Source organism: Streptomyces sp. NPDC004721 (genome assembly GCF_053601495.1).
On sequence record NZ_JBSGBZ010000014.1, the window covers coordinates 65,026 to 85,316 of the forward strand.

Below are 20,291 nucleotides of genomic sequence, written 5' to 3' on the forward strand. Positions count from 1 at the left end.
CGCGCAAGGTCGCTGGGTCCTGCCCCGCTGTCAGCCGGCGCGCGGGAGTCCGACCTGGAAGAGCGCGCCGCCGTCGGGTGCGCCGGTGAGGGTGAGTGTGCCGCCGTGGCGCTGGACGACGTCGCGTGCGATGGCCAGGCCCAGGCCCGCGCCGCCGTCGTCGCGGCCGCGGGCCTCGTCGAGGCGGACGAAGCGTTCGAAGACGCGCTCACGGTCGGCCGGGGCGACGCCGTGACCGTCGTCGGCGACGCTCAGAACGATCGCGTCCCCGGCCGCCCGCACGGTCACGGTGACCGCGGTGGCGGCGTGCCGCTGGGCATTGTCGAGCAGGTTGCCGAGCACGCGGGAGAGCTGGGTCCGGCTGCCCTTCACTTCCAGTCCGGCGTCGTCGACGGTGACGGTGGGGGCGATGCGGTCGGTGGAGGCCCGCTGGGTCACCTCCTCGCGCACCAGAGCGGCGAGATCCACCAAGGCGTCGGCCGGGCGTTCCCCGGCGTCGAGGCGGGCGAGCAGCAGCAGGTCGGCGGCCAGGTGCTGGAGACGTACGACGTCGTGGAGCAGATCGGCCGTGTTCAGCAACTCCGGGTGCTGGTCGGCGACTTCCAGCTGCGTGCGCAGGGACGCGATGGGGCTGCGCAGTTCGTGGGAGGCGTCGGCGACGAAGGCATGCTGACGTTCCACCGACTGCTCCAGCGCGGTCAGGGTCTCGTTGGTGGTGCGGGCGAGCCGTGCGATCTCGTCGCGGGAGGCGGGCTCGGGCACCCGGCGCGCCAGGTCACCGCTGTCGGTGATCTCGGCCATCTCCGCGCGGATGCCCTCGACCGGCCGCAGTGCCCTGCGGGTGACCAGCCAGGTCACCGCCGCCACGACGGCGAGCAGGAACGGCAGGCCCGTCAGCATCGACCGAGTGACCTGGTTGAGGGTGGCCTGTGAGTCCTCGAGCGAGGTGGCGGCGTAGACCGTGTAGGTGCGGCCGTCGTAGGTCGTTCCCTGCACGGCGGCGAAGGTGTAGTCGTGGGTCTCGTCACCCAGCTTCACGACGACCGTCTCACGGTCCACGTCCGTGCCGACCTTTCCCCTGGCCGGAGCGGCGTCGTGGCCGTGGTCGTCATACCCGTCGTCATCGTCGCCGGAGGAATGCCTCGACGTGGTGCTCCTGGGAGCCGGAGCGGGGGCGTAGTCCGTGATCGGGCCGTGTTCGTGCAGGTCTTCACTCGCGGCCAGGACCTTGCCGGAGGAGTCGAGGACCTGCACGAGGCGACCGTCGTCGTCGGGCAGTTCCAGCGCGCCGAAACTCCCGTTCAGCGCGGCCTGGGAACCCGCCACCGTACGCGCGGTGACCTCCGACTCCAGGCCCGCCCGGTCGACGAGGTTGTGACGCAGCACGGCGACGACGGCGATACCCGCGGCGACCAGCGCGACGGACACGACCAGCGTGGCCGCGAGCGCCGCGCGGGCCCGTACCGAGGCGAAGGGCCTAAACACCACGGCCACCGTCGGCTTCGAGCCGGTATCCGGCCCCGCGCACCGTGGTGATGGAGCGCCGCCCGAACGGTACGTCGATCTTGCGGCGCAGCGCGCTGACGTAGACCTCGACGATGTTGGGGTCGCCGTCGTAGGCGAAGTCCCAGACGTGATCGAGGATGTCCTTCTTCGAGACGACCTGCCCGGCGCGCACGGCGAGGTGCTCCAGGACCGCGAACTCCTTCGCGGTCAGCGTGATGTCCGCTCCGGCCCGCTCCACGCGTCGGGCGGCGGGGTCGACGGTCAAGTCGCCGATCCGCAGCACCGGAGGTCTGCCGCGCGTACGGCGGCGCAGCAGGGCCCGGATGCGAGCCTGCAACACCACGTAGGAGAACGGCTTGGTGAGGTAGTCGTCCGCGCCGGTGTCCAGCCCCTCCGCCTCGTCGTAGTCGCCGTCCTTCGCGGTGAGCATCAGGATCGGTGTGTCGTCCCCGGCCGCCCGCAATTGGGCGCAGATCCGGTAGCCGTTCAGCCCGGGCAGCATGATGTCGAGCACGATCAGGTCGTAGTCCTGATCCCGCGTCATGTGCAGTCCGGTGACGCCGTCGTGGGCGAGGTCCACGGCGAATCCCTCGGCGGCCAGGCCGCGGGCGAGGGCGGTGGCGAGGCGCTTCTCGTCCTCCACGATCAGCAGGCGCATGCCGACCAGGGTCCCAGGTCTTCCTGAAGTGGTCTTCAGGTTGCTTCAGCAGGGCTTCAGGGTGGCCAGGGCACGGTGGTCCATGTCAGGCCGGTACCCCGGCAGCCGCGCGGCCCAGCCGCGGCCCGAAGGAAAGGACCACCTCACGATGAAGGCCCTCAAGCGCTCCCTGGCCGGTCGCCGCCGCACTCTCGCCGCGGTGGCCGCGGCCACCGCCGTCCTGGGCGGAGCCGGCGCCGCATCCGCCATCGCCTTCGCCGACGACGACCACGGCCGCGCGCATGCGACCGCGGGCACCACCTTCGACCCGCACGACGACTCCGACCACGACGGCAGGCTCGCCAGGAGCACCGAGGTCGGCCTGAAGCAGGCCGCCGACGCGGCCACCGAGTCCCTCGCGGGCACCGTCACCGAAGTCGAGCTGGACGGACGGCGGGGCGAGGCCGTCGGGGAAGTCGACATCGTCGACGCCAAGGGCATCGAGCACGAGGTCACGGTGAACGCCGCCGACGGCGAGGTCATCGCCGGCAGGGCAGACCGCGTCGTGGACACGGCCGGCCGCGGCGACGCCGCGCTCGCCCAGTCCGCCAGGACGGGCCTGGGCCAGGCAGTGGACACGGCGCTCGGCAAGGTCCCGGGCACCGCGACGTCGGCCGAGCTCGACGGCCACCACGACGGGACGGCGGCCTGGCACGTCGATGTCACCGACGACCAGGGCGCCGCACACGAGGTCGTCGTCGACGCACGGACCGGCAAGGTCACCGCCACGCACACCGGCCCGGCCCACTCGCGCGGCAACGGCGCGGACGACGACCGCGAGCACGACTGAGCAGCCGACGCTGCCGGAGAACTTGTGACTGAGGGACCTGGCCAGGGACATCCTGACGCCCCGGGTCACAGTGACCAGCTGAGATCTCTGTCGAATCCGGGACGGTTCGGTGAGCCGATGCTGTCGCCGGCCGTGGTCCATCTGTGGCTGAAGGCGACGGGAATGTCCAGGGCGAGGAAGTTCTTCCCGTCTCCTGTGTGGGCGCGCAGGTGGAGATGGTGCCTGGCCACCGGCACCGTCTGGGGGATCTGGAGGTTCCAGGCCTGTCTCCACGGCCCGGCGGGCGGTTGGGCGTCACCCGACAGGCTCGTGCCCATGCTTGCCAGCAGATCGGGCAATGTGTAGCTTTTGTCCAGTATTTTCATGGGGTCGATCTTCATGATCACCCTGCAGGTGACCCGGGTCAGGTCGACCGTCTCTTTGAGGTGGCTGTGCATTTCCCAGCGGACTTGTTGTCCAAGGCGCGGCAATGCGGGTGTGCACGTGGTGTCAAGGATGTCCATGACGTAGTTGTCGTCGCTCGCGTCCTCCACCAGGCGGTTGTTCATATCACTCATCCCGTGGTGTCTTGGGCGGGGAGTTGCGCCAGCTGCTCTGAGACCAGAACCCCGGCCCGATTACGGCGGGCCGGGGTTCTATGCCATGCGCATCACGGGCCGACTCTAGAAGTCGAAGCCGCCGAAGTCGTCGAAGTCGCCGAAGCCGCCGAAGTCGTCGAAGCCGCCCTTGTGGTGACCGATCACCCGGAAGCTGGCGACCACTCCGTCCTCGACGCACACGCCTCCGTGGACCCTCCCGGGCTTCACGCCGTTGGCTTCGCTGCGCGGGCCGACCGTGGCGATGGGAGCGCCGTTGTCGCAGGTCGCCCCGCGGAAGACCTCGACGCCCCTGCGGCTGTCGTTGCGGATGTTGAGGCTCTTGGAGCCCAGGCCGCTCACCACGGTGATGCAGCCGTCCGGGCGGGCGGAGTACGACCGCTCGTTGATGAAGATCCTGCCCACCTCGCGGTGGCCGCCGCGGTGGCCACCGCCGCCGCGCTCGCCGCCTTCGTTGCCGCCGCGGCCGCCGCCGCGCTCGCCGCCTTCGTTGCCGCCGCGGCCGCCACCACCGCCGCCGCCGCGCTCGCCGCCGCCTTCGTAGCCGCCGCGGCCGCCGCCGCCACCGCCACCGCCGCCGCCCCCGTTGCCCTGTCCCTGTCCCTGTCCGGACATGCCGTCCATCGGGGCGTGGGCGGGGGCGGGTGCCTGCTTGACGACGGCCGGGGCCGTCTGGGCCTCCGGCGCGGGGGCGGCCGTGGCGTAGGTGATGCCGGTCGCGACGAGCGCTGTAGCGGCGGCGACAGCCGCGGCGACGGCATTGGAACGAGTCTTGGTCATGTCGCTTTTGCTCCTGTCTCAAAGTGGCCGGCTTTGGCAGTCGGCATGTGAACGAACGTAATGAAAGCCTCACAGGCTGTCATTTCGGGCCATTGGGAAGGGGTGGTGCTGTAGAGCCGAACGGGGGACCCAGGGCAACCGCACACCTGGCTCACCGCCTGCTGACGGCACGTCAATCCTCGTTGGATGCTGGGCGTGTCGGTGATCGACTAGGCCTTCAAGGTGATCTCTGACGTCTGCTCACCCGTGCGGCAGCGAGTCGCCTGGAAATCCCGGCGCGAAAGGGCCCAGACATACCGGGACAGGCGGGTCCCGCACGGATCACGGCGTGGACCGGGCCACCGCGCTCTGGTCAGGGGGAGGCCCCGAAGCCGAGCCCATGACGATCCCTCACCCGGTCGGCGGACACGGCGACGGCGTCCGGGCCGGGCGGACGGAGGCGGGGACCGGCGGTGATTCGTAGGCGGCCGGGATGGTGAGGTGGGTGTGTGTCACGCGCACGGTGGCCCTCGCCGGACGGCCGGGTTGCCGACGGTCGGTGAGGCGGCGGTGCGGACACGGCTGCGGGCCAGGCTGGTCAACTGACGTGGATACGACGGGGTGTGTTGACGGTCTCGGCTGCGGACCGTCCGGCGTGCTGCCGCGGCACTGGCTGAGATGTGCCTCGCGGGTCGCCGCCCGGGCCTGTGGGCCGGGCTGAGGGTCGGGTGCCGTACGCGGAAATTCCCTCGCGTTGTGGCCGGAACGGGCTGAGACTCGTCTCATGACTGACATGGGGGCGTTCCGGGACGCGGTCACCGCGTGGGCGGCGGGTGGTTCCGGCGACCTTGCGCAGGAACTGGCCGCGCGGCTGCCCGTCCGGGCGGCCGTCCTGCTCGAAGGACCGAGCGACGTCGCGGCGGTCGACGCGCTGGCCGCGAGCCGCGGCCGGGACCTGGCGGCCGAAGGCGTCTGCGTCCTGCCGATCGGCGGTGCGATGAGCGTCGGGCGTTACGCCCGACTCCTCGGTTCACCCGGCCTGGACCTCCGCCTCACAGGACTGTGCGACGAGGCGGAGCGTCCCTACTACGCACGCGGCTTCGAACGGGTCGGTGCGGCACAGCAAGGCTTCTTCGTCTGCGCGGCGGATCTGGAGGACGAGCTCATCCGCGTGCTGGGTGTGACACGGGTGGAGGAGCTCGTCGGGGCGGAAGGTGACCTGCGTGCCCTGCGGACCTTCCTGCGCCAGCCCGCTCAGCAGGGCCGCGCCCCGCAGCAGCAGTTCAGGCGCTTCCTGGGAACGAAGAAAGGACGCAAGATCCACTACGGCCGCGTGCTCGTCGAGGCCCTTGACCCCGACCGGGTCCCGGCCCCGCTCGACGGCCTGCTCTCCAGCCTCTGACCGCTGGGCGACGCCGACCTCCGGCCGAGACGCCGTGGACGTCCGCCAGGAGGTCGGCGCGGGAGCCGTCCGTGTCGATCAGGTCAGGGGCGACGCGGTTCGAGGGCGGCGTGATCGCCCCGACCCGTCAGCTCGCGGCCGAGGGGGAACCGTACGGCATCCGCGCCGAAACGGACGGCGCCGGCGTTGGCGTGCACGGTCCCGTCGGGCACCGATGTCGGCACGCTCGACCAGGCATACGTGCCGCCGGCGCGTCCAGAGCCGACGTACGCGTCAACGAGGTGCCTGGGGTCGGGTGGTCAGGCGGTCAGTGCCGCGAGTTCCGCGTTGGCGTGCTCGGTGACCAGGGCGAGGACGCGGCCGGCGGCGGCCAGGTCCTCGGCGGGTATCCCGCCCCAGATGCGGGCGGTGAGGGGGGCGGTCTCCGCGCCGACGGCGGCGAGAAGTTCGCGCCCCGCGTCCGTGGGGCGAAGGTGCGCGCCGTCGGTGACGAGCAGTTGCCTGCCGCGCAGTTCGTCGAGAGTGGCGCGGACGTCGGCCGGATCGGCCTTGAGGGAGCCCTGTACCCGGGTGGCGAGATCGTCCGGCGTCTGCGGGGCGCCGGCGGTGACGGCGGCGCGCAGGGCGATCTGCTGCTGGAACGTGATGCCGTGCCGGGCCAGGACGTGCTCCAGGACACCGCGGGCGGCGTAGTGGGCCAGGCCGAGGGCCCGGGCGTCGGCGACGGGTGCGGTGGTGGATGCGGTGGTGGATGCGGTGGTCGTCATGGTGTCGTCCCCTGAATGCTCTCGTCGTTCGGTGGGAGTGGGGCGAGAGGTGCGTCGAGGAGGGTCGTCAGCTCGTCGGTGAACGCGAGCGTCCGTGGGGCGTCGAGGCCGCCGAGTGGCTCCAGCAACTGCTGAAGCAGTTCCTGGACCACTGCGATGGCTTGCCGCGTGACGGCTTGGCCCTGCTCGGTGAGGGCGAGCTGTACGGCGCGCGGGTCACGGGGATCGCGGGTGCGCTCGATCAGGCCGGCCGACTCCAGGGCGCGCGCCAGCTTGGAGACGTACAGCGCCTCCAGGCCGGTGTGGTCGGCGAGTCGGCGCTGACTGGGCCGCTCGCCGGAGCGCTGCATGCCGTGCAGCGACGCGACCAGTGAGTACTGCGCGTGGGTGAGGCCCAGTGGAGCCACCGCGCGATCGACCGCGACGCGCCACTTGGTGGCGAGCCGCCATACCAGGAAACCGGGTGTGGGCCCCGGTGAACCCTTGCTCATGAACAAATAGCGTACATGGCTACTATATTCATGGCTACTATTTTCCGGCGGATCTGGGCGGTGTATCCCGAACAGATCGACGACGCCTAGTGCGCCCGGCCGGCGCCCGTCAGCGTGTCCCAGTGGACGGTGCGGTCGCACCAGCGGTGGAGCAGGGTGCGGTCGTGGCCGACGGCGAGGAGGCCCGCGCCCGTGGCGGCGCGGTAGTCCTCGACGACCGCGACCAGGGCGGCCGTCGTGGAGGCGTCGAGCATCGCGGTCATCTCGTCGCAGATCAGCCAGCGGGGGCGCAGGACGAGGGCCCGGGCCAGGCAGGCGCGTTGGAGCTGGCCGTCGCTGACCTCGTGCGGGCGTCGGCCGAGCAGGTCGGGGGTCAGGCCGACCCGTCCGGCGAGTTCGGTGACGCGCTCCCGCACCTCGGCGCGTCGGCCGGTGGCCCGCAGGGGCTCGGCGATCAGGTCGGTGAGTGCCAGGCGGGGGTCCGCGGAGAGCCGGGGCTGCTGGAAGACCACGCCGAAGACGGTGCGCTGCGGGCGCGGGGCCCGGTGGCGCCACCCTCGTACGGACTCGCCGTCCAGCAGCACGGTGCCGGAGTCGGGGCGGTGCAGCAGGGCCGCGACGCGGGCGAGCGTGGACTTACCGCAGCCACTGGGGCCGAGCAGGCCGACCGCCTCACCGGGCGCGACGGTCAGTGAGACGTCCCGTACCGCCGGATTCCGCCGGTCGTAGCCCGCGGTGATGGCGCGCAGTTCAAGCATGCACGTCCTCCGATGCTCCCTGGGATGCTTCCTCGCCGCCCGCCGAGGCGGGGTGGGGGTGGTGGCAGGCGACCTTGCCGGCTGTCGGCGGCAGTACGGCGCAGGCGTCGTCGGCCCGGTCACAACGGGCGGCGAAGGCGCAGCCCTCGGGGAGGGCGCCGAGTTCGGGTGGCAGGCCGGGGATGGCGGTGAAGGCCCGGTCGGGGAGGGCCTGGAGCAGGCCGCGGCTGTAGGGATGACGGGGGCCGCGCGAGCCGAAGAACACCTCCGCGTCGGCCAGTTCGACGATCCGGCCCGCGTACATGACGGCGATCCGGTCGGCGATCCGTTCGGCCGCGGCCAGATCGTGCGTGATCAGCAGCAGGCCGCGTCCCGCCGTGTCCGACTCGCCCGGGTGGTCGATGTGGCGTCGCAGTTCGTCGACCGTGTGGTCCACCAGGTCGCGGTCGAGCCCGGTGGTCGGTTCGTCGGCGAGCAGCAGCGGCGCGTCGCCGACGAAGGCCAGGGCGGTGGCGGCGCGCTGGGCCAGGCCGCCGGACAACTCGTGCGGGTGGCGGTCCAGGTGATCCGGGGGGAACGCGGCGCGTTCGGCGGCCGCCCGCGCGGCGGAGCGTACGGCCGCGCGGCCGCGGACCCCGGTCAGTGCGGCGACCGTCTCCTCCAACTGGGAGCGGATGGTGCGCACGGGCGTGAGATGGGCGGCCGGGCTCTGCGGTATGAGCCCGACCAGCCGGCCCCGTACCGTCCGGGCGAGGGTCCGTTCGTCGGCCGAGAGCAGGTCGAGGCCGCCGAGCATCGCCTCCCCGGCCGCCTCGGCGTTGCCGGGAAGCAGACCCAGCAGGGCGGAGGCGAGGACGGACTTGCCGCAGCCGCTCTCGCCGATCAGGGCCAGGCACTCGCCGGCCGCGACGTCGAAGTGCGCGTCGGTGACGGCGGCGACACGGCGCCCGCCGGGCATGAGGAAGCGCACCGACAGTCCGCGCACCGACAGCACGGGCGATCGCTCGGTCACAGCATCAGCTCCGATCGGCGGCGGGGATTGATCCGTTCCCGCCAGGCTCCGGCGAGTCCGGCGATGGCGAGGGTCGGGACGATGATGAACAGGCCGGGGAAGAGGGTCGGCCACCACTGTCCGGCCAGCAGCGAGCCCCGCGCGCCCTGTATGAGGGTGCCCAGGCTCGCCATGTGCGTGGGCAGTCCGAGCCCGAGGAAGGACAGCGCCGATTCGTGCCACATGGCGTGCGGCACCATCAGCGCCGCGGCGAGCGCGGCCTGGGGCAGCACGGCGGGCAGCAGGTGCCGTACGGTCACCCGCCACCTGGACGCACCGCCGGAGACGGCGGCGTCGACGTACGGGCGCGAGCGCAGGGAGAGGACTTCGGCGCGGACGATCCGGGCGGTCGACAGCCAGTGGGTGAGTGCCACCGAGACGATCACCGGCCAGACACCCGGCCGGAACATGGCGACGATGAAGATGCCGAGCAGCAGGTGCGGTACGGAGGAGACCGTGTCCACGACGCGCATGATCCCGCGGTCGACCCAGCCGCCGAGCGCACCGGCGGTGGCTCCGACGGCGGTACCGACGACGGTGGCCGTCACAGCCGCCGCCACTCCGACGAGCAGGGAGACGCGCAGTCCGTAGACGCAGCGCAGCAGCAGGTCCCGGCCGAGGTCGTCGGTGCCGAAGGGGTGGGCCCAGCTGGGCGGCAGCAGCTTGGCGGCCAGATCGACAGCCTGCTGGTCGAGTTGGACCAGCGGTGGCACGACGAGGACGGCGAGGACGGTCGCGGCGACCAGCGCGGCGGAACTGCGCACCCGCAGTGTGCGGGTGGAGCGGCGTTTCGTCCCGTACGAACGCCAGACGGTTTCCCGGGAGGCGGGGACGTCACATGTCACTGAACTTCACCCTCGGGTCGAAGAGTCCGTAGAGCAGGTCCGCGAGCAGGTTGCCGACGAGGACGGCGGCCGTGGCCAGCGTGGTCAGCGCGGCGAGCAGCGGGAAGTCGACGGCGGTGGCCGCCTCCACGGTGGCCGCGGCGATGCCCGGCCAGCTGAACACGCTCTCCACCAGCAGGGCGCCGGTGATGAGTTCGGGCACGCGGGAGCCGATCAGGGTGAGCACGGGCAGCAGGCCGGAGCGAAGAGCGTGGCCGAGCAGGACCGTGCGTTCGTTCAACCCGCGGGCCCGGGCGCCGCGTACGGGGTCCTCCGACAGCGCGTCGCCGACGCCTTGGCGCACGTAGAGGGCGAACCACGGCAGTTGGGAGACGGCGAGCACTCCGGCCGGCAGCACGATATGGCTGACCACCTGCCCCGCGGTGACCTGTTCGCTCGCGGTGTCGGTGAGGCCGCCGGCCGGGAGCACGTCCAGTTGGAGGGCGAACAGCCAGATCGCCAGCAGGGCGAGCCAGAAGACCGGCGCCGCCTCCAAGGAGTAGGCGAGTGACGTGACGACCCGGTCGAGCAGGGATCCCGGGCGGCGGGCGGCGAGGACGCCGAGCACGGTGCCCGCCAGCACGGCCGCCGCGAAGGCGACCGCGCACAGCAGCGCGGACCACACAAGACGCTCACCGATGACCTGGGTGACCGGCTGCCGCAGCACGCTCGACTCGCCGAGGTCGCCGGAGAGCGCGGAGGTCAGCCAGTGCCACCAGCGCGAGGTGAACGGCTGGTCCACGCCCAGGTTGGCGCGCAGTCGGTCGAGGGTCTCCCCGTCGGCACGGAGGGCTGCGGTGCCCGCGTACGCCTTGACCGGGTCGAAGGGGGATGCGGCAGCGACGGCGAACACGCCGAACGTGACGACGAGGAGGACGGGGGCGGCGAACAGCAGCCGCCGCCCCACCAGGCGCGCCATCGCCGCCCAGAGCGGGGAGGTCACTTCTTCGGCTGCCAGTCCTGGAGGTTCCACCACGGGCCGCTGGCGAAGCCGTGCTCGTGCGGCTCGACCTGCGTGGTCAGGCCGTCCCAGCGGTCCGCCAGCACATAGAGGTGGTCGATGTGGGTGAGGAAGGTGTAGCCGGGGTCCTTCACGAGTTCGCGCTGCACCGTGTCGTACGCGGCCTCGCGGGTGCCGGTGTCCTGGCTGCGGCGGCCGGTGTCGAGGGCCTTGTCCACGGCCGGGTTGGCGAAGTGGCCCATGTTGTTGAAGCCGTCGCCGGCCAGGGACGAGTGCAGCAGGGTGAACAGACCGAAGTCGGGGTCGCCGCCGCTGTCGAGTCCGGCGAGGACGGCGTCGTTCTTCATCCGCGGCTCGATCACCTCCCAGGTGGCGCTCTCCACCTTCACCTCGATGCCCGCCTTCTTGGCGTCGGAGGCGTAAGCGAGGGCGTGGTCCTGGCGGACCTTGTCGCCGGAGGGGTAGAGGAGCGTGAAGGAGGCCCGCAGACCGTTCTTCGCGCGGATGCCGCCGTTACCGGCCTTCCAACCCGCCTGGTCCAGCGTCCGCTTGGCCTTCGCCAGGTCCTGCGGCCGCTCGATGCCCTTGGCGAACCAGGGGTCGTCGCTCGGCAGCGGTCCGTAGGCCGGGCGCCCCGCCCCGTCGAGGATCTTGTCGACCATGGCCTCGCGGTCCACGGCGGCGTCCAGCGCCTGGCGGATCGCCCGGTCCCCGGTGACCTTGTTCTGCTGGGGGAGGGTGACGGCTCGGAAGTCGTAGGACTTCGCCTCGTGTGTAGCCCTCGCCTTGTCGCCCTTGAACGTGGCGGCCAGGTTGGGCGGCAGGACCGCGCCGTCGAGGTCGCCCGAGCGCAGCCGGGTGGCGCGCACGTCGTCGTCCTTGACGATCGCCATCGTCACCTTCTTCACCTGCGGCTCGCCGCCCCAGTAGCCGGGGTTGGCCTTGAAGGTGAGCTTCTCGCCCTTGCTCCAGCCGGTGAGGACGTACGGTCCGGTGCCGACCGGCTTGGTGTTGAAGGAGCCGGTGTTGGGGTTCTGCCGCCCGGCGACGTGCTGGGGGACGATGGGCAGGACCGTGCGCCCCGCGAACGGCGCGTAGGGGTACTTGAGCGTGAAGACGACCTTGTCGTCTCCGTCGGCCCGTACCTCCTTGATGGCGTCCAGCTCGCTCCGGGCGGTGTTGTTGGTCTTCGCGTCGAGAATCGTCCGATAGGTGAAGACCACGTCGGCGGAGGTCAGCGGCTCGCCGTCGCTGAACTTCACGCCGTCACGCAGGGCGTAGGTGTAGGTGAGCCCGCCGTCGCCGACCTGGGGGAGTGAACTCGCCAGCGCCGGCCTGAGCTTCATGTCGGCGTCCCGGGTGAGCAGACCGTCGAAGATCTTGGAGTTGCCGTCCTTGCCGTAGCCGAGAAGAGGACTGAGGGTGTCCGGCTCGGAGGCCACGCCGATCACGACGGAGTCGGCGGCGCTCTCGCTGCCCGCACCGCCACCGGGGGCCGAGCAAGCGGCGGCTCCTACGAGTGTCGCCACCGCTGCGGCTGCCCGTATCCGTCGGACGGTCATGAACCCTCACATCCTTACTGCTGGCCAAATGCTTTTGCATACTAGTCGCAATAGATCCTTCGGTCATCCGAGGGTCGGATGTGTGAGTTCGTCCCAACCGCCCGGCTGACCAGGAGTTTCGCGGGCGCGCTACCAGCCCGCCTCGACCATCTGCGGGATCGGTGGCGACTGGTACGACGCGATCGCGCTCTCCGACGACAGGACCGCCCTGGTCATCGGCGACGTGATGGGCAGCGGCAGCGGCGCCGCCGCCACCATGGGCCAGCTGCGTACGGCGACCCGCGCCCTGGCCGCGCTCGACCTGGACCCCGCCGCGGTCCTGTGGCACCTCGACCGCATCGCCGGCGAGCTTGATCAGCGGTTCGCCACCTGCACGTACGCCGTGTACGACCCGCGCCGCGCCTGCTGCCACGTCGCCATGGCCGGCCATCTGCCGCCGGTGCTGATGCCGGCCGGCGCTGCCCCGCGGCTCCTCGATCTCCCGACCGGAGCACCGCTCGGCGTGTGAAGCGTCCCCTTCGAGACCACCCGGCTGCGGATCGGGCCCGGGGCCGGGCAGCTTTACACCGACGGGCTCGTCGAAACCCGCAGCCACTCACTCGACGCGCAACTGGCCACGCTGCTGCGGCTCCTCGCGAGACCACCGGGTCCCCTGGAAGAGGCCTGCGACCACCTGCTGGACGCCTTGCGCAGCCCCGACGAACCCGACGACGTCGCCCTGCTCCTCACCCGCGCCGACCGGAGCTAGGGCACCCAGACGAAGGGCACCCAGACGAAAGGTCCTAAGCCGTTCCGGGGGTGTCAGTCGTTCCGAGGGCTTCGCGCAGGAACGTGACGGCCTGGTCGATGGCCGCTCGGGCGGCCTTGGACTGGCTGAGCGAGTTGAGCATCATGAAGTCGTGCACCGTGCCGTCGTAGCGCACCGTGGTGACCGGGACGCCGGCGGCGCGCAGCTTGGCGGCGTACGCCTCGCCCTCGTCGCGCAGCACGTCGGCCTCGTCGACGACCAGCAGCGCGGGCGGCAGGTCGGCGAGTTGCTCGGGGGTGGCCCGGTTCGGGGACGCGGTGATCTCCGCGCGCTGTTCCGGGTCGGTGGTGTAGGCGTCCCAGAACCACTCCATCAGCTTGCGGCTCAGGTAGTAGCCAGTGGCGAACTGGTCGTAGGAGTCGGTGTCCATCGCCGCGTCCGTGACCGGGTAGTACATCGACTGGTGCACGAACCTGACGTCGCCGCGCTCCTTGGCCATCAGGGCGAGCGCCGCGGTCATGTTCCCGCCGACCGACTCGCCGGCCACCGCCATGCGCCGGGCGTCCAGCCCCATGGACTCTCCCTCACGCGTGATCCACTGGGCCGTGGCGTAGCCCTGTTCGATGGCCACGGGGTAGCGCGCCTCCGGGGAGGGCGTGTACTCCACGAAGGCCACGGCGGTTCGGGCGCCGACCGCCAGCTCCCGCACCAGCCGGTCGTGGGTGCCGGCGTTGCCCAGCACCCAGCCGCCGCCGTGCATGTACACCACGACGGGCAGCGTCCCGGTGACGCCCTGCGGCTTGACGATGCGCACCCGTACGTCGCCCACCGTGGCCGGTACGGTGATCCACTCCTCGTCGACCGGCAGTTTGTCGACCGGCGCGGCCTGAAGGTCGTCGAGGACCCTGCGTGCTTGGGTGGGCTCCATCTCGTACAGGAAGGGGTGCTTCGAGGTCGCGTCGGCGAGTTCCTGCGCCGGGCGCTCCAGGACGATTGAGGCGGACTTCGCAGCCATGGCAATGCTCCTTGGCGATGCTGGGAAGCGCATGCGGAAACGCGCATGCCGAGCGGCGTAGGGCGCCCGGTGGGCAAGCGCCGGTGCCACTGAACGCCCGGGCCCTGGGAAATGAGTCCTTGTCCAAGGTTCAAGGCCCTCGTTCAAGCCCTACGAGCCGATGTGTCCATCGTAGGCGCACCTCGCCAGAACGGTGCCCCGGACTTCCCTGAGCGTCCCCGTTTTCCGCGTCTGTGCAGGTCAGCTGGTAGGGGTGTCCGGGCCGTGATGATCGTTCACGGGGTTTCACTGTTCTTCCGGACCCATCTGGGACCCATAAGGGCCTCGCCGGCGGGTTGTCCCGGCCCCAGCCGGGCGGGCCTCCAGCTCAGCGCCGGGGGCGAAAGCGCCTCGGGCGCACCCTGAGCGACCAGAGCCTGGACCACCACCGTCACGGCCTCCTCCGGAACCGCGGCGTCGCCGAGAACCGGCAGAAGAACCCCGCCACCAGGTATCGGTCACTCCCCGCACTTCAGGTACCGGTTCGTATCCGTCGAGGTCCAGGGACTCGACCGCCGTGCCGGTGATCTTCGTGACGGTCCTGGCCCAGCGTCCCGCGAGGGCGGCCAGCGCCAACGATTCCACCCATCCGTCTGCGCTGGCATGCAGAGGTGTCCAGCGGTAGGCGTCGATCCCGAAGGCGCCCTCGGGACCGATGATGAATCCGTAGGCCATGGACACCCGGCAGTTCCCCTATCGGCAGGAACGGCTCGATCAACTTCCACTGCTCATCGCTCAGTTGCCTGCGCGCCACGATCGTCTTCCTACCGGATCCGCCTCCCAGACAGACCCGGACCGGTAAGAATGATCGCAACATCACACAGACACTAGGGGGAAACCCCGGCCCCGGGACAAGGGTTGACTCAGGGGCGGGTCCGGCAGGCTCCCGATGTCCGGCACGTCGTGGTCGACGACGCTCGGAGCATGTCTCGCCACAAGTCCCGAAGCGCAGCGCCGGACGGGGGAAGCCCGTCCGGCGCCATCCGTCGCGTGTTCCGCTGGAAGCGCCTTGTCATCGTGCTCGGTTCGCTGATCACCGTGCTTGCCGTGGCCATCGGTGCTCTGTTCGCCTGGTTGTGGACCGATGCCAAGGTCAGCACGGTGGGCAAGGCCTCATTCGACAACGCCCTGGCGATACCGCCCCTGGCCGAGTCGATCGTCGAGAAGGACGGCACCCGGGTCTTCGACCTGCGCATGCAGGCGGGAGCAGCGGAGTTCCAGGACGGGGTGAAGACCCCGACCTGGGGGTTCAACGGCTCCTATCTCGGACCGACACTGCGGGCAGAGCGCGGCGAGAAGGTGCGCGTGCGGATCAGGAACAACCTGGAGGAAGCCTCCTCCGTGCACTGGCACGGTATGCATCTGCCGGCGCGCATGGACGGCGGCCCGCACCAGATGATCGGGGCAGGGGCCACCTGGACACCGCACTGGACGGTCGATCAGCCGGCGGCGACGCTCTGGTACCACCCGCATCCTCACGGCCGGACCGAGGAACACGTCCGGCGGGGTCTGGCCGGCCTGTTCCTCCTCGACGACGAGAAGTCGGCGCGCCTGCCCCTGCCGAAGCGGTACGGCGTCGACGACCTGCCGGTCGTCGTGCAGGACGTCCGCTTCGACGGCTCACGGCTGTCCGGGGACCGTGGGCTGATGCAGAGCGTGGGCTTCCTGGGAGACCGGACCATGGTCAACGGCACGCTGGGCCCGTATCGGCAGGTGCACGACCAGCTGATCCGGCTGCGGCTGCTCAACGCCTCCACCGCCCGCACCTACGCCTTCGGTTTCCCGGACGATCGTCACTTCTCGCTGATAGGCACGGACGGCGGGCTGCTGGAACGGCCCGCCGTCACGGACCGGGTGCAGTTGTCGCCGGGTGAGCGTGCCGAGATCGTCGTGCGGGTCGGGACGGGTGAGCGGGTGATGCTCCAGAGCTTCGCACAGGGCAACTACGGGGACTCCTGGCAGCGGCGGTTCGGCGGAGGCGACGACTCCTTCGACGTACTTGAGCTGCGGGCGGCCCAGCGGCTGCGGCCGTCGCCGGAACTGCCGGCCGTGCTCACCACTTTGGAGCTGCCCCACGAGGAAGAGGCCGTGCGTGGGCGGCACTTCGAACTGAAGCGGTCCGGGATCAACGGCAGGGCCATGGACATGGGACGCATCGACGAGACGGTCACCCGCGGGACGACGGAGGTCTGGACGATACGCAACACGAACGGCATGCCGCACAACTTCCATGTGCACGACGTGCAGTTCCGCGTGGTGGAGGTGAACGGATCCGCTCCGCCGCCCGCCCTGCGCGGGCCGAAGGACACGGTGTTCGTCCCGCACGGCACCACGATGAAGCTGGCGCTGAGCTTCACGGCGCCGGCCGATCCGGACACTCCGTACATGTACCACTGCCATTTGCTGTACCACGAGGACGAAGGGATGATGGGCCAGTTCGTGGTGGTGGAGAAGGGCCGGTCGGCCGGGACCCCACCGAGCCACACGAGTCACGGGCGCGGGCACGAGGGCGATTGAACCGGCCGTGCTCCCGTACGCCGCGCGGGGCGGCGAGCTTCCACTCCGGGTAACTAGCGCCTGTGTGATGTTGTGATCAGTCTTGCCGGTCCGGGTCAGATGCCTTCTGATCTGTCAGGGCCAGCGCGGAGCGCCGCCGAAGGCGCCCTTCACCGACCTGACCAGCCGGACACTCAGCCGCCGGGCGTCCCGTCACGCCCCCGGCCCAGGTGGGGAATTACGTGATGCTGATCATGGAGATCGTGGGGAATTTTATGACCGCTCACACATACTCGCCACCATGCCCGCGAACAGGCAAGATCGGCTGAGATAGCGAAGCACGACTAGTCACCGCGGAGTCGGCGGCAGTTGGCACGTCAATCACGGGGATTAGGCCATAAGTGGACATACTGGCCGGCGCTCGCTACGGTCAAATTAGAGACGCCACATCTGCGAGTAGTAGTCGGTCCGCAGGGAGGTTGGCGTCGGAAGCCGGAATCCACCGGCCTCATGGTGCCCGAGAGTATAGATGCCGCTCCCTGATCAGCAACCGCACGAAGGATGTGCTTGGCCAGGTCGAGGCACCATGTGTCGTACCGCTTCAAGGAAGAGGCTGACTATGCGCGCGAAGCGAACCGTCGCACTCGTGGCGAGCCCCCTCGTCGCAGCCGTGGCCCTGGCGTTCTCGCCCGCAGCCATGGCACAGGGCTCGGCCAACACCACCCACGCCGCGCCGGTGTCTGTGACTCAGGCCCCGAAGCCGCCCCTGGGGACGAAGGAGGGCAATCGCGATGGACGGATAGCCGGGCAGGCCGACGGCCCAGACTGCGCATACAAGCAGTCCTGGGCGCCGAAGACGAAGAACTCGAAGTACATGCAGGCTTACACGGCCGCTTACGAAAGGAACTACGACAAGCTTTGCACTGAGGAGTAGTAGTAGAATAGGGTCTTCGCGAAGTCCGGCAGGATGCGCCGGATGTCCCAAGCCCCAAAGACCAGGCTCCGCCGCTCGGCTGGCGGAGCCTGCCGCGCGAGCGCGGGCTCTCCTAACTGACTTGCACGCGCACGTAGATACCGGGCACACTTCCTGGGCGGGCCGGCGGGGATGGCGTGGGATCTGGGACTGGGCGAGGAAAGTCCTACTCGTCACCGCTTTCGGGGCTCCATCTGCTCCGGCGTCGCCGCACAGCGGAACCCGGTGTCGTCGTCATGCATCATCTCGTTGGCGTCGTTGGAAATGGCGGGAGCCCCCGGAAGAGGGGCTCGTAAAGGCGCTGCCTCGTAGTTCGTAGCGCCCCGTATGGTCGCTGTTGCGAGCCATTCCCACACGTTGCCCACCATGTCGTAAACCCCATAGGGCGACACACCGCTGTGGTATTGAGAGACGGACGTTGTGTGCTCCACGCCAGTCTCTCCAACGTTGCACTTTGCGGCGGTCTTCTGACCCCCACGGGAAGGTGCGGCCGGCGGTACCGCGCGCTGCCTTCTCCCATTGTTCGGCTGTCGGAAGGGACTTCCCCGCCCACATTGCGTACGCGTGCACGTCTCGCCACGTAACGTGAATAACGGGGTGATCGTACAGATTGTGGGAACATCGGCTGTTCTCCCAGTGGGCACAGGGTGTCGTGTGGCCGCGCAGAACCGCGCATAGTCGGCGTTAGTCGTCGGGAATCTGTCGATATAGAACTCGTCCACCCATACGGGGTCGTCGTCCTCCCCTGACAGGAAGATTCCTTCCGAGACGTGTGAAGCGCTCCGGGTCTGATGGAGGCTCGATTCCCTGAGAGGATCGAGTCATGGCCCGTCCGTCCCCTTACCCTGCCGAGCTGCGTGAGCGTGCGGTGCGCATGGTCGCGGAGATCCGCCACCCCGGGACGCCGGCCGGCGTCGACCTCGGCCGTGCGGACCCACGTCCGCACCATCTCGGCGGCACCGATGCCCAGCTTCGCGGCGACCGCCTTCATCGCGGCCCATTCAGTCGGGTAGCGCCGAGCTGCGTCGGGCCAACGAGATCCTCAAGGCGGCCTCGGCTTTCTTCGCGGCCGAGCTCCACCGGCCGTCGAAGCGCTCGTAGCGTTCATCGATGCCCATCGGCAGGTGTTCGGAGTCGAGCCGATCTGCAAAGTCCTGACCAGCCACGGACTGAAGATCGCGACGAGCACCTACTACGCCGCCAAGAACCGCACTCCCAGTGCCAGGGCGGTCCGCGACGCGGAGCTGAAGACCCAGATCAGCCGCGTCCACACGGACAACTTCGGCGTCTACGGAGTGCGGAAGGTCTGGCGGCAGCTGCACCGCGAGGGCATCCCCGTGGCCCGCTGCACGGTCGCCCGGCTGATGCGTGACCTCGGTCTTGAGGGCGCCCGACGCGGGAAGAAGATCCGCACCACCATCCGCGACGGCGGCCATGAGCTGGCCTCTGACCTGCTCGCACGCGACTTCACCGCATCCCGTCCGAACGAGCGGTGGGTCGCCGCCTTCACCTATGTCGCGACCTGGTCCGGCATCGTCTACGTCGCCTTCGTCGTGGACGTGTTCTCCCGGGCGATCGTCGGTTGGTCAGCCGCCACCACCAAGCGGGCCAAGCTCGTCCTCGACGCCCTCGACATGGCCCTGTGGCGCCGCGACCGGGCCGGCATCCCCGCAGGCCCCGGGCTGGTTCATCACTCGGACGCGGGCAGTCAAACCAGGTTCAACCAGTGGATGCAACACCGGCTTATTTGATCGATAGTAGATGGTCGTTGAGGGCTTCGGCGGGTGTCTTCCAACCGAGGCTCTTGCGGGGGCGACTGTTGAGCGTGGCTGCGACCGCCTCGATGTCCTCCGCCGCCCATCGAGAAAGGTCGGTTCCCTTCGGGAAGTATTGGCGCAGCAGGCCGTTCGTGTTCTCGTTGGTGCCGCGCTGCCAGGGGCTGTGCGGATCGGCGAAGTAGACCGGGACGCCGGTCTCGACTGTGAACTGGGCGTGCGCCGACAGCTCCTTGCCCCGGTCCCAGGTCAGCGATCGCCACAGTTGCTCGGGCAGGGTGCCGACCGTCGCCGCAAGCGGATCTTTCATCGTCACCGCGCCGTAACCGGCCAGCGGCGGCCCGTTCTTGGTACGGGGAACGACGCCATAGCCGTCCTGGCGGGGCAGGTGGACAAGCACCGTGTACCGGGTCGTGCGCTCGACCAGCGTGCCAATCGCCGATCGCTCAAGTCCGATCAGGAGGTCGCCCTCCCAGTGTCCCGGTACGGCGCGGTCGTCGGCTTCCGCCGGCCGTTCGCTGATCAACACCTCGGGCGTGACGTGGGCCCACGCCTTTCGCTTGGACCGGGCACGAGGCACCCGCAGGGCTCTGCCGGTGCGCAGGCAGGCAACGAGCTCACGCTTGAGCGCTCCACGGCCTTCGATGAACAGGGCCTGGTAGATCGCCTCATGGCTGGTCCGCATGGACTCATCATCGGGGAAGTCGACCTTCAGCCGGTTCGCGATCTGCTCCGGACTCCACGCCATGACCCATTGGCGGTCGCCGCGGTACGGCTTGTTCCTCCCCTTCCACCGCGGGCCCTCCGGTCCCAGTACCGTCCCGTCCGGGCGGCTGACCTGGCCGGAAAGTCTTTCCTGCACGTAGTCCCGCAGCCGGTCGTTCGCGGCCAGCTTCGCTGTCTTCGGGCGCCGGGCCACGAGGTCGGCCTTCCACTGCGCGACCGAAGCCCGGTAGTCCAGTCGGCCGCCACGGGTCGCGGCGTTGCGCCGCAGCTTCGACGGTATCCCGGTTCCTTCCTG

The 20,291-nt window shown here is 70.1% G+C and carries 16 protein-coding genes and 4 pseudogenes; 6 read left to right on the forward strand and 14 right to left on the reverse strand.

Translation table 11 applies throughout. From position 1 onward, the window contains the following. Window positions 1-30: 30 nt before the first annotated feature. Both ACWEK3_RS15385 and ACWEK3_RS15390 read right to left on the reverse strand, forming a co-directional pair. The gene (locus tag ACWEK3_RS15385) at window positions 31-1,488 is read right to left on the reverse strand and encodes a sensor histidine kinase (RefSeq protein WP_453249864.1); all 1,458 of its coding nucleotides are present in this window, start codon (window positions 1,486-1,488) and stop codon (window positions 31-33) included. Next, window positions 1,478-2,164 (reverse strand): response regulator, encoded by a 687-nt coding sequence (locus ACWEK3_RS15390; protein ID WP_450546011.1) that lies wholly within the window; start codon window positions 2,162-2,164, stop codon window positions 1,478-1,480. Before ACWEK3_RS15390 ends, ACWEK3_RS15385 begins: the two co-directional genes overlap by 11 nt. A 148-nt stretch (window positions 2,165-2,312) precedes the next feature. Between ACWEK3_RS15390 and ACWEK3_RS15395 the strand changes: the two genes are divergently transcribed. Then, window positions 2,313-2,993 (forward strand): PepSY domain-containing protein, encoded by a 681-nt coding sequence (locus tag ACWEK3_RS15395; RefSeq protein ID WP_453249865.1) that lies wholly within the window; start codon window positions 2,313-2,315, stop codon window positions 2,991-2,993. Window positions 2,994-3,058: 65 nt separating this feature from the next. Here ACWEK3_RS15395 and ACWEK3_RS15400 read toward each other — a convergent pair whose 3' ends face one another. Both ACWEK3_RS15400 and ACWEK3_RS15405 read right to left on the reverse strand, forming a co-directional pair. Beyond that, window positions 3,059-3,541: a hypothetical protein gene (locus ACWEK3_RS15400; RefSeq protein ID WP_450546007.1), complete on the reverse strand. Its 483-nt coding sequence runs from the start codon at window positions 3,539-3,541 to the stop codon at window positions 3,059-3,061. Window positions 3,542-3,655: 114 nt separating this feature from the next. Further along, window positions 3,656-4,369, reverse strand: coding sequence for a hypothetical protein (locus tag ACWEK3_RS15405; protein ID WP_453249866.1), 714 nt, complete (start codon window positions 4,367-4,369; stop codon window positions 3,656-3,658). Between the two features lie 763 nt (window positions 4,370-5,132). Here ACWEK3_RS15405 and ACWEK3_RS15410 point away from each other — a divergent pair. Continuing rightward, on the forward strand, window positions 5,133-5,750 hold the full coding sequence (locus tag ACWEK3_RS15410) for a TOPRIM nucleotidyl transferase/hydrolase domain-containing protein (RefSeq protein ID WP_453249867.1): 618 nt from the start codon (window positions 5,133-5,135) through the stop codon (window positions 5,748-5,750). Window positions 5,751-6,049: 299 nt separating this feature from the next. Here ACWEK3_RS15410 and ACWEK3_RS15415 read toward each other — a convergent pair whose 3' ends face one another. From ACWEK3_RS15415 to ACWEK3_RS15445, 7 genes are all read right to left on the reverse strand, one after another. Next, the gene (locus ACWEK3_RS15415) at window positions 6,050-6,517 is read right to left on the reverse strand and encodes a MarR family transcriptional regulator (protein ID WP_450547272.1); all 468 of its coding nucleotides are present in this window, start codon (window positions 6,515-6,517) and stop codon (window positions 6,050-6,052) included. Then, window positions 6,514-7,008 carry a MarR family winged helix-turn-helix transcriptional regulator gene (locus ACWEK3_RS15420; protein WP_453249868.1) on the reverse strand — a complete coding sequence of 165 codons (495 nt, stop codon included), beginning with the start codon at window positions 7,006-7,008 and terminating at the stop codon, window positions 6,514-6,516. Before ACWEK3_RS15420 ends, ACWEK3_RS15415 begins: the two co-directional genes overlap by 4 nt. Before the next feature lie 86 nt (window positions 7,009-7,094). Further along, window positions 7,095-7,766, reverse strand: coding sequence for an ABC transporter ATP-binding protein (locus ACWEK3_RS15425; protein WP_453249869.1), 672 nt, complete (start codon window positions 7,764-7,766; stop codon window positions 7,095-7,097). After that, window positions 7,759-8,778 (reverse strand): ABC transporter ATP-binding protein, encoded by a 1,020-nt coding sequence (locus ACWEK3_RS15430; protein WP_453249870.1) that lies wholly within the window; start codon window positions 8,776-8,778, stop codon window positions 7,759-7,761. The genes ACWEK3_RS15425 and ACWEK3_RS15430 overlap by 8 nt, the downstream gene beginning before the upstream one ends. Then, window positions 8,775-9,662 (reverse strand): ABC transporter permease, encoded by an 888-nt coding sequence (locus ACWEK3_RS15435; RefSeq protein WP_376403582.1) that lies wholly within the window; start codon window positions 9,660-9,662, stop codon window positions 8,775-8,777. The genes ACWEK3_RS15430 and ACWEK3_RS15435 overlap by 4 nt, the downstream gene beginning before the upstream one ends. Continuing rightward, window positions 9,652-10,620, reverse strand: a complete 969-nt coding sequence (locus ACWEK3_RS15440) for an ABC transporter permease (protein WP_450547279.1) — start codon at window positions 10,618-10,620, stop codon at window positions 9,652-9,654. Before ACWEK3_RS15440 ends, ACWEK3_RS15435 begins: the two co-directional genes overlap by 11 nt. A gap of 20 nt (window positions 10,621-10,640) precedes the next feature. After that, on the reverse strand, window positions 10,641-12,224 hold the full coding sequence (locus ACWEK3_RS15445) for an ABC transporter substrate-binding protein (protein ID WP_453249871.1): 1,584 nt from the start codon (window positions 12,222-12,224) through the stop codon (window positions 10,641-10,643). A 124-nt stretch (window positions 12,225-12,348) separates the two neighbouring features. Here ACWEK3_RS15445 and ACWEK3_RS15450 point away from each other — a divergent pair. After that, window positions 12,349-12,972: pseudogene (locus ACWEK3_RS15450) on the forward strand (PP2C family protein-serine/threonine phosphatase); the annotation flags it as partial. A gap of 34 nt (window positions 12,973-13,006) precedes the next feature. Here ACWEK3_RS15450 and ACWEK3_RS15455 read toward each other — a convergent pair. Continuing rightward, a complete protein-coding gene (locus ACWEK3_RS15455) occupies window positions 13,007-13,987 on the reverse strand; it encodes an alpha/beta hydrolase (protein ID WP_453249872.1) in 981 nt (326 codons plus the stop codon). Window positions 13,988-15,016: 1,029 nt separating this feature from the next. On the opposite strand from ACWEK3_RS15455, the gene ACWEK3_RS15460 reads away from it, so the two are divergent. Further along, window positions 15,017-16,543, forward strand: a complete 1,527-nt coding sequence (locus tag ACWEK3_RS15460; protein WP_453249873.1) for a multicopper oxidase family protein — start codon at window positions 15,017-15,019, stop codon at window positions 16,541-16,543. Window positions 16,544-17,141: 598 nt separating this feature from the next. Continuing rightward, window positions 17,142-17,456 (forward strand): hypothetical protein, encoded by a 315-nt coding sequence (locus tag ACWEK3_RS15465; protein WP_453249874.1) that lies wholly within the window; start codon window positions 17,142-17,144, stop codon window positions 17,454-17,456. 212 nt (window positions 17,457-17,668) lie between these two features. Here the strand turns inward: ACWEK3_RS15465 and ACWEK3_RS15470 are convergent. Further along, a pseudogene (locus tag ACWEK3_RS15470) lies at window positions 17,669-18,161 on the reverse strand (formylglycine-generating enzyme family protein). A 431-nt stretch (window positions 18,162-18,592) separates the two neighbouring features. Between ACWEK3_RS15470 and ACWEK3_RS15475 the strand changes: the two are divergent. Then, window positions 18,593-19,246: pseudogene (locus tag ACWEK3_RS15475) on the forward strand (IS3 family transposase); the annotation flags it as partial. On the opposite strand, the pseudogene ACWEK3_RS15480 reads toward ACWEK3_RS15475, so the two are convergent. Beyond that, window positions 19,239-20,276, reverse strand: a pseudogene (locus ACWEK3_RS15480) (IS30 family transposase); the annotation flags it as partial. The pseudogenes ACWEK3_RS15475 and ACWEK3_RS15480 sit on opposite strands and share 8 nt — an antisense overlap. Window positions 20,277-20,291 lie beyond the last annotated feature (15 nt).

Bases quoted from the DNA above. Each gene is read 5' to 3' on its own strand.
- ACWEK3_RS15425 (WP_453249869.1), bottom strand. From the start codon at position 7,766: ATGCTTGAACTGCGCGCCATCACCGCGGGCTACGACCGGCGGAATCCG.
- ACWEK3_RS15415 (WP_450547272.1), bottom strand. From the start codon at position 6,517: ATGACGACCACCGCATCCACCACCGCATCCACCACCGCACCCGTCGCC.
- ACWEK3_RS15405 (WP_453249866.1), bottom strand. From the start codon at position 4,369: ATGACCAAGACTCGTTCCAATGCCGTCGCCGCGGCTGTCGCCGCCGCT.
- ACWEK3_RS15440 (WP_450547279.1), bottom strand. From the start codon at position 10,620: ATGGCGCGCCTGGTGGGGCGGCGGCTGCTGTTCGCCGCCCCCGTCCTC.
- ACWEK3_RS15465 (WP_453249874.1), top strand. From the start codon at position 17,142: ATGCGCGCGAAGCGAACCGTCGCACTCGTGGCGAGCCCCCTCGTCGCA.
- ACWEK3_RS15400 (WP_450546007.1), bottom strand. From the start codon at position 3,541: ATGAACAACCGCCTGGTGGAGGACGCGAGCGACGACAACTACGTCATG.
- ACWEK3_RS15390 (WP_450546011.1), bottom strand. From the start codon at position 2,164: ATGCGCCTGCTGATCGTGGAGGACGAGAAGCGCCTCGCCACCGCCCTC.
- ACWEK3_RS15455 (WP_453249872.1), bottom strand. From the start codon at position 13,987: ATGGCTGCGAAGTCCGCCTCAATCGTCCTGGAGCGCCCGGCGCAGGAA.
- ACWEK3_RS15420 (WP_453249868.1), bottom strand. From the start codon at position 7,008: ATGAGCAAGGGTTCACCGGGGCCCACACCCGGTTTCCTGGTATGGCGG.
- ACWEK3_RS15410 (WP_453249867.1), top strand. From the start codon at position 5,133: ATGACTGACATGGGGGCGTTCCGGGACGCGGTCACCGCGTGGGCGGCG.
- ACWEK3_RS15445 (WP_453249871.1), bottom strand. From the start codon at position 12,224: ATGACCGTCCGACGGATACGGGCAGCCGCAGCGGTGGCGACACTCGTA.
- ACWEK3_RS15395 (WP_453249865.1), top strand. From the start codon at position 2,313: ATGAAGGCCCTCAAGCGCTCCCTGGCCGGTCGCCGCCGCACTCTCGCC.